General features: G+C 62.8%; 14 protein-coding genes. 9 read left to right on the forward strand and 5 right to left on the reverse strand.

The window, feature by feature from the left end; all coding sequences use genetic code 11:
• Position 1: 1 nt before the first annotated feature.
• The 6 genes from rnhA (at position 2) to nudC (ending at position 7,174) form a co-directional block, all read left to right on the forward strand.
• Positions 2-454, forward strand: a complete 453-nt coding sequence (gene rnhA / locus BZL41_RS18620; protein WP_084333657.1) for a ribonuclease HI — start codon at positions 2-4, stop codon at positions 452-454.
• Between the two features lie 14 nt (positions 455-468).
• The gene (gene dnaQ, locus BZL41_RS18625; RefSeq protein ID WP_095600677.1) at positions 469-1,212 is read left to right on the forward strand and encodes a DNA polymerase III subunit epsilon; all 744 of its coding nucleotides are present in this window, start codon (positions 469-471) and stop codon (positions 1,210-1,212) included.
• Positions 1,213-1,296: 84 nt separating this feature from the next.
• Positions 1,297-3,552: an arginine/lysine/ornithine decarboxylase gene (locus tag BZL41_RS18630; RefSeq protein WP_095600678.1), complete on the forward strand. Its 2,256-nt coding sequence runs from the start codon at positions 1,297-1,299 to the stop codon at positions 3,550-3,552.
• 263 nt (positions 3,553-3,815) lie between these two features.
• Positions 3,816-4,628: a crotonase/enoyl-CoA hydratase family protein gene (locus BZL41_RS18635; protein ID WP_095600679.1), complete on the forward strand. Its 813-nt coding sequence runs from the start codon at positions 3,816-3,818 to the stop codon at positions 4,626-4,628.
• Between the two features lie 39 nt (positions 4,629-4,667).
• Positions 4,668-6,344 carry a ferrous iron transporter B gene (locus BZL41_RS18640; protein ID WP_095600680.1) on the forward strand — a complete coding sequence of 559 codons (1,677 nt, stop codon included), beginning with the start codon at positions 4,668-4,670 and terminating at the stop codon, positions 6,342-6,344.
• The gene (gene nudC / locus BZL41_RS18645) at positions 6,341-7,174 is read left to right on the forward strand and encodes an NAD(+) diphosphatase (protein WP_095600681.1); all 834 of its coding nucleotides are present in this window, start codon (positions 6,341-6,343) and stop codon (positions 7,172-7,174) included. Before BZL41_RS18640 ends, nudC begins: the two co-directional genes overlap by 4 nt.
• On the opposite strand, the gene BZL41_RS18650 is transcribed toward nudC, so the two are convergent.
• Complete coding sequence (locus tag BZL41_RS18650) at positions 7,142-7,927, reverse strand: TSUP family transporter (protein ID WP_095600682.1); 786 nt, start codon at positions 7,925-7,927, stop codon at positions 7,142-7,144. The genes nudC and BZL41_RS18650 overlap by 33 nt on opposite strands.
• Before the next feature lie 98 nt (positions 7,928-8,025).
• Between BZL41_RS18650 and BZL41_RS18655 the strand changes: the two genes are divergently transcribed.
• Complete coding sequence (locus tag BZL41_RS18655) at positions 8,026-8,676, forward strand: hypothetical protein (RefSeq protein ID WP_095600683.1); 651 nt, start codon at positions 8,026-8,028, stop codon at positions 8,674-8,676.
• Positions 8,677-8,737: 61 nt separating this feature from the next.
• On the opposite strand, the gene BZL41_RS18660 is transcribed toward BZL41_RS18655, so the two are convergent.
• The 4 genes from BZL41_RS18660 to BZL41_RS18675 all read right to left on the reverse strand — a co-directional run bounded on the left by BZL41_RS18660 (position 8,738) and on the right by BZL41_RS18675 (position 11,898).
• Positions 8,738-9,505 (reverse strand): SDR family oxidoreductase, encoded by a 768-nt coding sequence (locus tag BZL41_RS18660; protein ID WP_095600684.1) that lies wholly within the window; start codon positions 9,503-9,505, stop codon positions 8,738-8,740.
• A gap of 36 nt (positions 9,506-9,541) precedes the next feature.
• Positions 9,542-10,609 carry a phosphotransferase family protein gene (locus tag BZL41_RS18665; protein ID WP_095600685.1) on the reverse strand — a complete coding sequence of 356 codons (1,068 nt, stop codon included), beginning with the start codon at positions 10,607-10,609 and terminating at the stop codon, positions 9,542-9,544.
• 202 nt (positions 10,610-10,811) lie between these two features.
• On the reverse strand, positions 10,812-11,126 hold the full coding sequence (locus BZL41_RS18670; protein WP_095600686.1) for an SCP2 sterol-binding domain-containing protein: 315 nt from the start codon (positions 11,124-11,126) through the stop codon (positions 10,812-10,814).
• 61 nt (positions 11,127-11,187) lie between these two features.
• Positions 11,188-11,898, reverse strand: a complete 711-nt coding sequence (locus BZL41_RS18675; RefSeq protein ID WP_095600687.1) for a histidine phosphatase family protein — start codon at positions 11,896-11,898, stop codon at positions 11,188-11,190.
• 213 nt (positions 11,899-12,111) lie between these two features.
• Between BZL41_RS18675 and sohB the strand changes: the two genes are divergently transcribed.
• Together sohB and BZL41_RS18685 are read left to right on the forward strand one after the other, a co-directional pair.
• Positions 12,112-13,137 (forward strand): protease SohB, encoded by a 1,026-nt coding sequence (gene sohB / locus BZL41_RS18680; RefSeq protein WP_095600688.1) that lies wholly within the window; start codon positions 12,112-12,114, stop codon positions 13,135-13,137.
• Between the two features lie 9 nt (positions 13,138-13,146).
• A complete protein-coding gene (locus BZL41_RS18685) occupies positions 13,147-14,139 on the forward strand; it encodes a YhdH/YhfP family quinone oxidoreductase (protein WP_095600689.1) in 993 nt (330 codons plus the stop codon).
• Positions 14,140-14,268: the final 129 nt, after the last annotated feature.

Genomic DNA, 14,268 nt, shown 5'->3' on the forward strand with positions numbered 1-14,268 from the left:
CATGAGTGACATTGTCGAGATATACACCGACGGCGCCTGTAAAGGTAATCCCGGCCCCGGTGGCTGGGGCGCATTGCTCGTTTTCAAGGGCGTCGAGCGCGAACTCTGGGGCGGAGAGGCGGAAACCACCAACAACCGGATGGAGCTCACCGCGGCGATCCGTGCGCTGGCCGAACTGAAGCGGCCCTGCGCGGTGCGTCTGGTCACCGATTCCGAGTACGTCATGCGTGGCATGCAGGAATGGTTGCCGAACTGGAAGAAGCGGGGTTGGAAAACCGCGGCCAAGCAACCGGTGAAGAATGCCGATCTCTGGCAACAGCTCGACGAGCAGGTCAATCGCCACCAGGTCACCTGGGAATGGGTGCGCGGGCATACCGGCCATCCGGGCAATGAGCGCGCCGATCTGCTGGCCAACCGCGGCGTCGTCGAAGCGAAACGTCAACACATCGTTTAACAGCAGGGAATACCATGCGCAGCGTCGTACTGGATACTGAAACCACCGGCATGCCGGTGACCGATGGCCACCGCATCATCGAGATCGGTTGCGTCGAAGTGATGGGGCGCCGGCTCACCGGACGGCACTTCCATGTCTATCTCCAGCCCGACCGCGAAGTGGACGAAGGCGCCATTGCGGTCCACGGTATTACCAACGAATTCCTGGCTGACAAGCCACGCTTCAAGGACGTGGCCGAAGAGTTCTTCGAATTCATCAAGGGCGCCCAACTGATCATCCACAATGCGGCGTTCGACGTGGGCTTCATCAACGCCGAATTCGCCCGCCTCGGCCAGCATGACCGGGCCGATATCAGCGAGCACTGTTCGATTCTCGACACCCTGTTAATGGCGCGCGAGCGCCATCCAGGCCAGCGCAACAGCCTGGATGCCTTGTGCAAGCGCTATGGTGTCGACAACTCCGGTCGCGACCTGCACGGCGCCTTGCTCGACGCCGAGATTCTCGCTGACGTCTATCTGACCATGACCGGTGGCCAGACTCACCTGTCGCTGGCGGGCGAGGGCAGCGACGGCAATGCCAGCGGCCGCCCCCAGGCCAGCCCCATCCGACGGCTGCCTGCCGATCGGACTCAGACCCGGGTGATTCGCGCCAGCGAGGCGGAACTGGCTGCCCATGCCGCGCGTTTGGCGGCCATCGAGAAGTCGGCCGGCTCTGCGCCGCTCTGGGTGCAGTTGGAACAGCCTGCCGCCGAGGTCTGAAACGCTGCGGGAAGCGAATCCCGCAGCGGGCGGTCTACCCTGAGAATATGACCGGGCTTCGGCCCGGTCTCTCCGGGAGGCCTCATGTACAAAGACCTGAAATTTCCCGTGCTCATCGTTCACCGTGACATCAAGGCGGACACGGTGGCGGGTGAGCGTGTCCGAGCCATCGCCCGCGAGCTGGAGCAGGAAGGGTTCAATATCCTTTCCACCGCCAGTTCCGCCGAGGGGCGGATAGTCGCTTCCACCCACCATGGACTGGCTTGCGTGCTGGTCGCGGCGGAAGGCGCGGGGGAGAACCAGCGGCTGCTCCAGGATGTGGTCGAGCTGATTCGCGTGGCCCGGATTCGGGCGCCACAGCTACCGATCTTCGCCCTCGGCGAACAGGTGACCATCGAGAATGCACCCGCTGAGGCCATGGCCGATCTCAATCAGTTGCGCGGGCTGCTCTACCTGTTCGAGGACACCGTGCCTTTTCTCGCCCGCCAGGTCGCCCGTGCGGCGCGCAACTATCTCTCCGGGTTGCTGCCGCCATTTTTCCGGGCGCTGGTGGAGCATACCGCGCAGTCCAATTATTCCTGGCACACCCCGGGACACGGTGGGGGTGTGGCTTACCGGAAGAGCCCGGTGGGGCAGGCGTTCCACCAGTTCTTCGGCGAGAACACCTTGCGCTCCGATCTTTCGGTCTCGGTACCCGAACTGGGGTCGCTGCTCGATCACACCGGGCCGCTGGCCGAAGCCGAGGCCCGTGCGGCGCGCAACTTCGGCGCCGACCATACCTTCTTCGTGATCAACGGCACCTCGACGGCGAACAAGATCGTCTGGCATTCCATGGTCGGTCGCGACGACCTGGTGCTGGTCGATCGCAACTGCCACAAGTCGGTGCTGCACGCGATCATCATGACCGGCGCCATTCCGCTCTACCTGAGCCCGGAGCGCAACGAGCTGGGCATCATCGGGCCGATTCCGCTGAGCGAGTTCAGTGCCGAGTCGATTCGGGAAAAGATCGCCGCCAACCCCCTGGCCGCCGGGCGGGAGCCCAGGGTGAGGCTGGCAGTCGTGACCAACTCCACCTACGACGGCCTTTGCTACAACGCGGAACTGATCAAGCAGACGCTGGACGATAGCGTGGATGTGCTGCATTTCGACGAAGCCTGGTACGCCTATGCGGCCTTTCATGAGTTCTATGCCGGCCGTTATGGCATGGGCACTCGTCGTGACGACCGCAGTCCGCTGGTATTCAGCACCCATTCGACGCACAAGTTGCTGGCCGCTTTCAGTCAGGCCTCGATGATCCATGTCCAGGATGGCGGTACTCGCCCATTGGATCGCGACCGTTTCAACGAAGCGTTCATGATGCATATCTCCACCTCGCCACAGTACGGCATCATCGCCTCACTGGACGTGGCCTCGGCCATGATGGAGGGGCCGGCTGGCCGTTCGTTGATCCAGGAAACCTTCGACGAGGCGCTGAGCTTTCGCCGGGCCTTGGCCAACCTGCGGCAGAACCTGACGGCGGATGATTGGTGGTTCAGCATCTGGCAGCCGCCGCAAGCGGAAGGAGTCGATGCGGTGGTCGTGAACGACTGGCTGCTGGAGCCGGGCGCCGACTGGCATGGTTTTGGCGATCTGGCGGCCGACTACGTGCTGCTCGATCCGATCAAGGTGACCTTGACGACACCGGGCCTGACGGCCGGCGGCCGGCTGGACGAGCGGGGAATCCCGGCGGCGGTGGTCGGCAGGTTCCTCTGGGAGCGCGGGCTGGTGGTGGAGAAGACCGGCCTGTATTCCTTTCTCGTGCTGTTTTCCATGGGCATCACCAAGGGTAAGTGGAGCACGCTGCTCACCGAGCTGCTGGAGTTCAAGCGGCACTATGATGCCAATGCCTCCTTGAATGACGTCCTGCCTTCGGTGGCGCAGGCAGATTGCCTGCGTTACCAGGGCATGGGGCTGCGTGACCTGTGTGACCAACTGCATGCCTGCTACCGGGAAAACGCCACGGCGAAAGCCCTCAAGAGCATGTACACGACCCTGCCGGAAATCGCCCTGAAACCGGCCGACGCTTACGACAACCTAGTGCGCGGCGAGGTCGAGGCGGTGCCTATCGAGCGGTTGCAGGGGCGTGTCGCCGCCGTGATGCTGGTGCCTTATCCGCCCGGCATTCCGCTGATCATGCCGGGCGAGCGCTTCACGCCGGCGACGCAGGCGATCATCGATTACCTGCTGTTCGCACGGAGTTTCGATCGGAGCTTTCCGGGGTTCGATGCGGAGGTACACGGCCTTCAGCACCAGGACAGTGCGGATGGGCGTTGCTACACCGTGGATTGCATCCGCGAATGAGGCGGATGTGCGGGCAGCGATCGGGCGCTCTCGCTCCGCTGGGTTGTAGCGGTAACGGCATTTCTGGAAATTACCTGAGCAATTCGTCGATACCCTTAAAAAGATCAAGCGCTTAGTCGCCATATCCGCACGATTCCTTAAGTCGGATGGCGTGCCCTGGTTCACAAAGCCCGGCATCGACTTTTGTGGTGCGCTTGTTATAGTTGCCCGGTTTTATATTTCATCATTTTTCGACTCGCCTGATGTTGCCGAGGATCGCTGCCGTGACTGATTACAAGGCTTTTCGTATCGAACTGGCAGACAAGATCGCCCATGTCCAGATCAACCGTCCGGAAAAGATCAACGCGATGAATGCGGACTTCTGGACCGAGATCATCGACGTCTTCCGCTGGGTCGACGAGACCGACGAAGTACGTGTCGTCGTTCTATCCGGTGCCGGCAAGCATTTCTCTTCGGGTATCGATCTGATGCTCCTGGCCCAGGCGGGCAGCCAGCTCGGCAAGGACACCGGGCGCAATGCCGAGGCGTTGCGCCGTACCATTCTCAAGTTGCAGGCTTCCTTCAATGCGGTGGACAACTGCCGCAAGCCGGTTCTGGCGGCGATCCAGGGTTACTGCCTCGGTGGTGCAATCGACCTGATTTCCGCCTGCGACATGCGCTATTCCACCGTGGATGCGCAGTTCTCGATCAAGGAAATCGACATGGGCATGGCTGCCGATGTCGGCACCCTGCAGCGTCTGCCGCGAATCATTGGCGACGGCATGATGCGCGAACTGGCTTATACCGGCCGCACTGTCGATGGCGGAGAAGCGCTCCGCATCGGGCTGGTCAACCGCACCTATGCCGATCAATCCGAGCTGCTCGATGGCGTGTTCGGCATCGCCCGCGAGATCGCCGCGAAATCCCCCATCGCCATTCGCGGTACCAAGGAAATGATTCGCTACATGCGCGACCATCGTGTCGACGATGGCCTGAACTACATCGCCACCTGGAATGCCGCCATGCTTCAATCCGCCGATCTGCGGGTCGCCATGGCAGCCCACATGAGCAAGCAGAAACCGGAATTCGCCGACTGATGCTGTCCGAGAACTACGCGCGGGAGGCGCAATAGACCTATGGTCACCGGAGCCACGTCCCTCAGCATGGTGCGCGACGAGTTGTTCGTCACCATGGAAGAGGCCGAGCAGAGCCTCGAGCATTTCATCGCCGAACGGAACAACGGCAGCCTGCTGCAGCAGGCCGTGGAAAGCCTTCACCAGGTGCGCGGTACGCTCAACCTGATCGAACTGGCTGGTGCCGAACTGCTGGCCCAGGAAATTCTGCAACAGGCCACCGACATTCCAGCCGGGGCGGGGGCCGAGCGCGACGGTCAGCTATCGGCGCTCAGCAACGCGCTGCATGTGCTGCGCCGCTACCTGGAGAACGTCGAGGCTAGCCGCCAGGAAATGCCCGAACTGCTGCTCCCGGCGATCAACGACCTGCGACAGGCTGGCGCCCAGCCGCCGTTGCCGGAAAGCTTCTTCTTCAGTGCCCGCCTGGATCAGCCACGTCCTCGTATCGCCGCGTCCACGCTGGATTCCGCCGCCCGCGTCGAAGAGGGCCGACGGTTGCGCCATATGTATCAGGTCGGTCTGCTCGGCTTCATCCGCGAGCAGAGCATCCAGGCCAGCCTGAAACTGATGGCGCGGGCCGTGGCCCGCCTGGACAGCCTGTTCGCCAACGATCCGCGCGGACGGCTTTGCTGGGTCGCGGCGGCTGCCCTGGAAGCCCAGGTGGAAGGGCAACTGCTGGCGCGCAAATCCCGCAAGCAGCTGTTCTCCCGGGTCGACCGCGAACTCAAGCAGCTTCTCGCCAATCCTCAATACGAGGTCCCGCGCAGCCTGCTCAAGGAACTGCTCTATCTGGTGGCCCTGGCCGACAGCCGTGGGCCGTTGGCCAGCGAAGTTCGCAACGTGTTCGGCCTGACACCGCTGCCGTTCACCGACCAGATGCTGGAGGACGAATACCAGCGCCTGTCCGGTCCCGGCCAAGCCGTGATGCGCTCGCTGTCCACCGCCATCCGCGAAGAGCTGGCCAGTGTGAAGGACTCCCTCGACCTGCTCGGCCGAGGTACTGCGCAGCCGGAAAGTCTCGTCACCCTGCATGCGCAACTGGGCAAGCTGGCCAAGACACTGGGCATGGTTGGCCTAAGCTCGGCAGGCAATGCATTGCAGGTCCAGTTGCCCATCGTCGTTTCCTGGAGCGAAGGGGCTTCGGCCGATGGCGATGCTCTCAACAAGCTGGCGGATGCGGTGCTGTACGTGGAAGGCATGGTGGCGAGCCTCGAGCGTGGCGGGCGCCATGAGCCGCGGCCGCAAACCCAGCCTGGGCAGGAGGCGGAATCCTTCGCCAGTCACCAGCTCACCGAGGCGCGTATCGTGGTCATCGATGAGGCCAAGGCGGGTCTGGCGCTCGCCAAGCGGGCCATTACGGCTTACCTGGAGTCGAACGGCGACAAGATGCACCTAGCCAACGTGCCTTTCAGCCTCCAGGCGGTGCGCGGCGGCTTGTGGTTCCTCGGTCAGGAGCGTGCCGCGCTACTGGTCGGTTCCTGTGCCGACTATATCCAGACACAGATGCTGGAAAGCCAGCAGATGCCGTCCGAGCAGATGCTGGAAACCCTGGCGGATGCACTGACCAGTCTTGAATATTTCCTCGAGGGCGGAGCCATGTTACGGCGTGACAGTGAATCGAGCGTGCTCGACCTCGCAGCCGAGAGCGTGCGTGCCCTGGGGCTGCCGGTGGCGGCATGAGCGATTCGCGTTGGCAACCCGGCCTGATCGACGGTGCGCCAGCCGGCGGCTGGGCGTTGGCGCATTGCCGCCAGCAATTCCTCTGCGACAGCAACGGCCTGCTGTTTCCTCGCGAGTGGTTGAAGCGCCAGGACCTGCCGGTTCTCTGTGAGCACGGTATCGGCCATTTCGATGGCGATCCTATCCATGTCCTCGAAGTGGAGCAGCCGATCCACCTGCCGGATTGCAATTGGCAAGGGCTGCGTCAGTTCATGCTGCAGGCGGACGCGGATACCTTCCGGATGCTCGGTTATGCCACTCAGATCGGAACCTGGGCGCGTCAGCATCGCTTCTGCGGAAGCTGTGGCACGCCCATGCTGCAGGTGGCCGGCGAGCGCGCCATGCACTGTCCGCAGTGCGAAGTCCACCATTACCCGCGCCTCTCTCCGAGCATGATCGTGCTGGTGACGCGCGGCGATGAAATACTGCTTGCGCGTTCGCCACGCTTCGTTCCGGGCGTCTACAGCACTCTGGCTGGCTTCGTCGAACCGGGCGAGTCGGTGGAGGAATGCGTCGCTCGCGAAGTGCTTGAAGAAGTGGGGGTGGAGGTGCGTAATCTTCAATACATCGGCAGCCAGGCCTGGCCGTTTCCGCATTCGCTGATGCTTGGCTTCCATGCCGAATACGCGGGCGGGGATATCGTGCCTCAGCCCGGTGAAATCGAGGATGCGCGCTGGTTCGGCCTCGATGACCTGCCGCCTTTGCCAGCCTCGCGCTCCATCGCGCGCTACCTGATCGAGCTGTACCTGGCGCGGCGCTCAGGCCGCCCCGAACCAGTGTTGCCAGGCTAGCCGCGCCGTCAGCGCCAACACCACCAGAATGAACACCGGGCGGATGAAGCGCGAGCCGCCCCGGATCGCCGTGCGTGCGCCGAGAAACGCGCCGACCATCAGCGACAGGCCCATGCTGATACCCAGCAACCAGGCGACCTGTCCGGACAGCATGAACACCACCAGAGCCGCGGCATTGCTGACGAAGTTCATGCTGCGCGCTACGCCGCTGGCCCTAACCAGATCGAGCGGGTAGAGCAGCAGGCTGCTGACAGTCCAGAAGGCACCGGTGCCCGGGCCGGCGATGCCATCGTAGAAGCCCAGCCCCAGGCCCTGGGGCCATTGGCGCCCTCGTGGGATCGGTGCTTCGGCGTTCAATGGTGCTTCCGGTGTGCGGCCGAACAACAGGTAGAGCCCACAGCCGAACACCACCGCCGGCAGCATCTGGTTCAGCCAGGAGGCCGGCAGCCAATGCGCGATCACCGCGCCCGAGAGCGCACCGATGGCGGTGGCGATGAGTGCGTTGCGCCATTGTCCGGGAGAGAACAGCTTGCGTCGGTAGAAGGTGTAGCTGGCGGTGGCGGAGCCGAATGTCGCGCTGAGTTTGTTGGTACCCAGGACCAGATGGGGCGGCAACCCTGCGGTGAGCAGTGCTGGAATGGTCAGCAGGCCACCACCTCCGGCGATGGCATCGATGAAGCCGGCAAGGAAAGCGACGAAAGCGAGGATGGCCAAAGTGCCGGGTTCGACGGCGAGTTCGAAGGGGAAGGGCATAAAAAGTCGACTTGTGTCCGATTGTGTGGCGTTCCGGCTGGCCGGAAGCAGAGCAGCTGCGCATAATGCCGCCATTTTTATGCAGAAGGAATGGCTCCATGCAGTATGACGGTCTGGCTTGGGCGACGGCGCTGCTGGCGCTGCTGGTGACATTGGTCGCCGCCCGCATTCTGTTCAATCGTCATTGGTTCCTCGGTTGGCTACGCGGCACTTGTGGCCTGGCCTTTCTCGGCCTGGCGGTGCTCCTTGGTCTGGTGGCCAAGGACCTGACGGCCTATTCACCGCTGCCGGATGGCAAGCCGGTGGTGACGATCAGTTTCAAGGCGGAATCCGAGCAGCGCTATCGGGTGACCTTGCTGGAAAGCGGCGAAGAGCGACAGGTCACGCTCGAGGGCGATCTCTGGCAACTGGATGTCCGTCTGCTGCGCTGGATGGGGCTCGCCGATCTGATCGGGTTGCAGCCCGGGTATCGGCTTGAGCGCCTCTCCGGCCGTTTCCTGGCCATCGAGCAGCAGGAGCTGGCGCAGCACACTCAGGTGGAGCTGGCGCAGAGCCCGTATGGCGTCGATCTCTGGCGCTGGCTGCGGCTGAATCAGCGTGATCTGTTCCTGTTCAAGCCCGAAGCGCAGCGGGTGACCTACCTGCCGGTGGCCGACGGTGCGGCCTTCACCGTGAGCCTGTCGCCCACCGGCTTGCTCGCTCAACCGATGAACCAGGCGGCCACCCAGGCACTGAAAGACTGGCAGTGAGCCGTCCGCCGAAATGAAAAAGGGAGCCGTGAGGCTCCCTTTTTTCGTTCATACCTAGCAGTTACGAGAGGAACCCGCCATCCACGTTCAGGGCCACGCCAGTGGTGTAGCTGGAGGCTTCGCTGGCGAGGTAGAGCACGGCGCCGGCCATTTCGCTCGGGTCGGCTACGCGCTTGAGCGGGATGCGCTGCAGCGCCATGTTGCGGATGCTGTCGTTCTTCACCAGGGCCGAGGCGAACTTGGTGTCGGTCAGGCCCGGCAGCAGGGCGTTGCAGCGGATGCCGAACTGCGCGCACTCCTTGGCGAACACCTTGGTCATGTTGATCACCGCGGCCTTGGTCACCGAGTAGATGCCCTGGAATTCGCCCGGCGATACGCCGTTGATGGAGGCCACGTTGATGATGCTGCCGCCGCCGTGCTCGCGCATCAGCTTGCCGGCCTCGACGGACATGAAGAAATAGCCGCGGATGTTCACGTCCACGGTCTTCTGGAAAGCCCCCAGGTCGGTGTCCAGCACGTTGCAGAACTGCGGGTTGGTGGCGGCGTTGTTGACCAGGATGTCGAGGCGGCCGAACTGCTCGCGAATCTGCGCGAAGACCTGCTGAATCTGCTCCATCTCGCCGATGTGGCAGGCTACCGCAGTGGCCTTGCCGCCTTCGGCGACGATGGCTTCGGCGACGGCCTGGCAGCCCTCGATCTTGCGACTGGAGACGATTACATGGGCGCCTTGCTGGGCCAGCAGTCTGGCGATGGCTTCGCCGATGCCGCGGCTGGCGCCGGAGACGAAAGCGATCTTGCCGTCGAGGTCGAACAGATGGGTCTTGGACATGGGGTTCCCCTTCTTATGAAACCGTGATGAGCCGGATTACAGCGTCGATTTGTCGATGACCTGCAGGGACATGGCCTCCAGCAGCTTGTTCATTTGAACGAACTGCGCGAAGCGCTTGTCCTGGGTCTGGCCATGGAAGTAGCGGTAGTAGATCTGCTGCACGATGCCGGCCAGGCGGAACAGGCCGTAGGTGTAGTAGAAGTCGATGCTCTTGATCTCGATGCCGGCGCGCTCGGCGTAGTAATCGACGAACTCCTGGCGGGTCAGCATGCCGGGGGCATTGCTCGGCTGGCGCCGCATCAGTTGCATGGGGGCCGGGTCGGCGGCCTCGATCCAGTAGGCCAGGGTGTTGCCCAGGTCCATCAGCGGATCGCCGATGGTGGTCATCTCCCAGTCGAGCACGCCGATGATCTGCATCGGGTTGTGCGGATCGAGAATGACGTTATCGAAGCGGTAGTCGTTATGGACGATGCCGGGCTTGTGGTGATCGGCGGGCATCTTTTCCTTCAGCCAGGCCTTGACCGGCTCCCAGGCGGGGGCATCCGGGGTCATGGCCTTCTCGTAGCGATCGCTCCAGCCGGCGATCTGGCGTTGCACATAGCCTTCCGGCTTACCCAGGTCGCCCAGGCCGCAGGCGTTGTAATCGACGTTGTGCAGCTCGACGAACTTATCGATGAAGCTCTTGCACAGGGCGCGGGTCTGGTCGGCATCGAAGTTGAGTTCCTTCGGCAGGTCGGCGCGAAGGATGATGCCGTTGACCCGTTCCATCACGTAGAACTCGGCCCCGATCACCGACTCGTCGGTGCAGTGCACATAGGCTTTCGGGCAGTAGGGGAAGCCGGTATTGAGTTGGTTGAGGATACGGAACTCGCGGCCCATGTCATGGGCGGATTTGGCCTTGTGGCCGAACGGCGGACGGCGCAAGACCAATTCGCGGCCGGGATATTCCAGTAGATAGGTCAGGTTGGAGGCTCCGCCAGGGAACTGGCTGATGCGGGGCGTGCCTTCCAGGCCCGGGATATGGGCCTTGAGGTACCGATCAATGGCATTCGCGTCGAGCTCTTCGCCTTCGCGGATACGGGTGGTTTGATCTGCAAGCGTCATTCTTATCCCTTCTACTTATGATGGAGCCCCGAGACTATTGGCTAATCTAATGTGCCGGCCTTGAGCCTCACAAGCTGCCCGGGCTGTTATAGGCGGCCGTGTTGCCGCTCGATCACGAGACCTGATTAGACTCGGATGGCTGGCAGGGTCAAAAAAAAACCGGAGTCATCGACTCCGGTTTTCTTGGTGGTGCTTGCCCAGCTTAGACCGGGAACAGCTCGCCGAGCTTCATCGCCAGCATCATGTCGCCTTCGGCGCGCAGCTTGCCGGCCATGAAGGCTTGCATGCCGTCGGTTTCGCCGCTGGTGATGCCTTTCAGGGTCTCGCTGTCCATGATCAGGGTGACGTTCGGGTTCGGTGCGTCGCCCTGGTGGACGTCGCAGGTACCGTCCTTGACCACCAGATAGTGGTTCTCGCCGTCTTCGATGTTGAATTGGAATACCAGGTCCAGGCCAGCAGCGGCACCGGCGTTGAACTTGGCTTTCATGTTTTGGACGATGTCAGCAACGGTGGTCATGGTTTTCTATCCTTTGTTTTCGGGTTTTTCTCGCGACCTTGCGGGCCGCTGGGGGCCGGACTCAGCGGAAAGTGATGAGTTCCGGGGCCTTCAACAGCTCCAGGTGCACATGACTGTTGAAGGAAGCCAGGGTCACCTCGTTGCCGCGGAACTTCAGCAGGCTCAGCGAGGTGTTGACGATCTGCCAGTTGAGCTCGAATGCCTTGATTGCGGGCACGCCGATGATTGATTGGAGCAGGGCGGTGATGGTGCCGCCGGAGGTGAAGATGGCGATCCGGTCTTTCTTCTCGGCCTGCGCCAGAATCCGGGCAAGGCCGCCTTCCACTCGCGCGCGGAACGACTGCCAGCTTTCCAGGCCGTCCTTCTCATACTCACCGGAAACCCAGCGACTGATGATCAAGGAGAACAGGCGCTGGAATTCGGCGCGGTGGTGCGCTGCATTCTGCAGGATGTGCAAGGCGTCGGGTTCCAGGCTCAGGAGGTCAGGCAGATGGGCGCGGATCACCTCGTCGGCTTCGAACTCGTTGAAGGCGGAATCGACTTCGATGTCGGGGATGGAATGGCCGGCTTCGCGAAGCTGGCCGATCACACCCTGGCCGGTGTGCTGCTGGCGGCGCAGGTCGCCGCTCAGACAGCGATCGAAACGGATACCCAGGTCGGCGAGGTGGCGGCCGAGTATTTCGGCCTGGCGGATGCCGAGGGGGGACAGCACGTCATAGTCGTCGGCACCGAACGAAGCCTGGCCATGTCGAATCAGGTAAATGCTGCCCACGTTCGCTGCTGTCCCGGTCTGAGAAAGTTTCGCGAGGGTATGAGGATAGGCAGGGCCTGTCAACGAAAAAACATACGCTTGTTTGAATTGCCGGTCGAACGGTGGGTAACCACCGTGCTTCGTTCGCTGGCCGGGTGCGGGTGGCGTCGGTATGCTTGCCCGGATACGGACCCGCCCCGTCTGGGGCGTGACAGAGCAACGAGGGGGGATGCAGTGGAGTTCTTTTCCGAATATGCGGGTTTTCTGGCCAGGACGGTGACCCTGGTGGTCGCCATCCTGGTGATCCTCGCGGCGTTCGCCGCCTTGCGCAGCCGGCACCGCAGCAAAGGTGCCGGCCACCTGGACGTGAGCAAGCTGAACGATTTCTACAAAGGCCTGCGCGAGCGCCTCGAACAGAGCGTGCTGGACAAGGACCGCCTCAAGGCGGCGCGCAAGGCCGAAGCCAAGGCGGCCAAGCAGGCGAAGAAGTCCGGCGAGCACAAGCCGCGGGTTTTCGTGCTGGATTTCGACGGCGATCTGCGTGCCTCGGCGGTGGAAAACCTGCGTCACGAGGTCACGGCTCTACTCACCATGGCCACCCCCCAGGACGAAGTGGTGCTACGCCTGGAAAGTGGCGGCGGCATGGTCCATGGCTACGGGCTGGCTGCGTCGCAACTGGTGCGCATCCGTCAGGCCGGAGTGCCCCTCACGGTCTGCGTCGACAAGGTGGCGGCCAGCGGCGGCTACATGATGGCCTGCATCGGCGAAAAGATTCTCAGCGCTCCCTTTGCCATCCTGGGGTCCATCGGCGTGGTGGCCCAGTTGCCGAACGTACATCGCTTGTTGAAGAAGCACGATATCGATTTCGAAGTGCTGACGGCGGGCGAGTACAAGCGCACCCTGACCGTCTTTGGCGAGAACACCGAGAAGGGGCGGGAGAAGTTCCAGGAGGACTTGGAAACCACCCACGAGTTATTCAAGAACTTCGTGGCCCGCTATCGCCCGCAACTGGCCATCGATGAGATCGCCACCGGCGAGGTCTGGCTGGGCCAGGCGGCACTGGGCAAGCAACTGGTCGACGAGTTGAAGACCAGCGACGAATACCTGGCCGAGCGGGCGCGCGATGCCGAACTGTTCCAGCTTCACTTCGTGGAGAAGAAGAGCCTGCAGGAGCGTGTCGGGCTGGCTGCGAGCGTCGTGCTGGACCGGGTCGTCCTGACCTGGTGGGGCCGACTCAACCAACAACGTTTCTGGCAATAGGAGGTGGCGATGAGCAAGTTCAAGGCACTGCTGGTCAGTGAAGGGGCGGATGGCGCCTTCGAGCAGCACGTGGTCGAGCGCGATACCGCCGACCTGCCGGCCGGCGACGTGCTGATCCGCGTTCAGTATTCCTCGTTGAATTACAAGGACGCACTGTCCGCCAGTGGTAGCCGCGCGGTGACCCGGCGCTACCCGCATACGCCGGGCATCGACGCGGCCGGGGTGGTGGCCGAATCCAGTGTCGGCGAGTTCGCCACCGGCGATGAGGTCATCGTCACCGGCTATGACCTGGGTATGAACACCTCCGGGGGCTTTGGCCAATACATCCGCGTCCCGGCGGGCTGGGTGATCAAACGGCCGAAAGGGCTCAGCCTGCGTGAATCCATGCTGCTGGGGACCGCCGGCCTCACCGCCGCGCTCTGTGTCGACAAGCTGGAGCAGGTGGGCCTCAACCCGGCGGCCGGTCCGGTGTTGGTCACGGGGGCAACCGGGGGCGTCGGCAGCATCGCGGTGTCGTTGCTGGCCAGCCTGGGCTACGACGTGGCTGCATCGACCGGCAAAGAAGAGCAGGGCGATTTCCTCCGCAAACTGGGAGCCCGCCAGATCGTGCCACGCAGCGCATTGCAGGAAGGAACCGAGAAACCCTTGCTCAAGGAGCAATGGGCCGGTGCGGTGGATACGGTGGGCGGGGAGATTCTATTCAATGTGGTCAAATCGTTGCAGCGCGGCGCGAGTGCCGCCTGCTGTGGCCTGACCGCCGGCGCGAATTTCCAGGCCAGCGTGCTGCCGTTCATCCTGCGAGGTGTGAACTTGCTGGGTGTCGATTCGGTGGAGCTGCCACTGGTGGTCAAGGCTTCCATGTGGGATCGCCTGTCCGTGCAGTGGAAGCTGAACGACCTGGAGCGGCTCGTCCATGAGGTCGGTCTGGACGATCTGCCCCAGGCGATCGAGCGGATACTGGCCGGCAAGCTGGTGGGCCGGGTGCTGGTCAACCTGGGCTGAGTCGGCGGAGAAACAGAAAGCCCGGCCTGGCGCCGTAATGCTGTTCACTTAAGCATTTGAGCCCCGGCGGGGCTTCCCCGAAAATCCGATGCCAGGTCTCTGGCATCGGATTTTTTATGTCTCTCCAAC

Source organism: Pseudomonas sp. PIC25, from assembly GCF_002286785.1.
Classification (GTDB): Bacteria; Pseudomonadota; Gammaproteobacteria; order Pseudomonadales; family Pseudomonadaceae; genus Pseudomonas_M.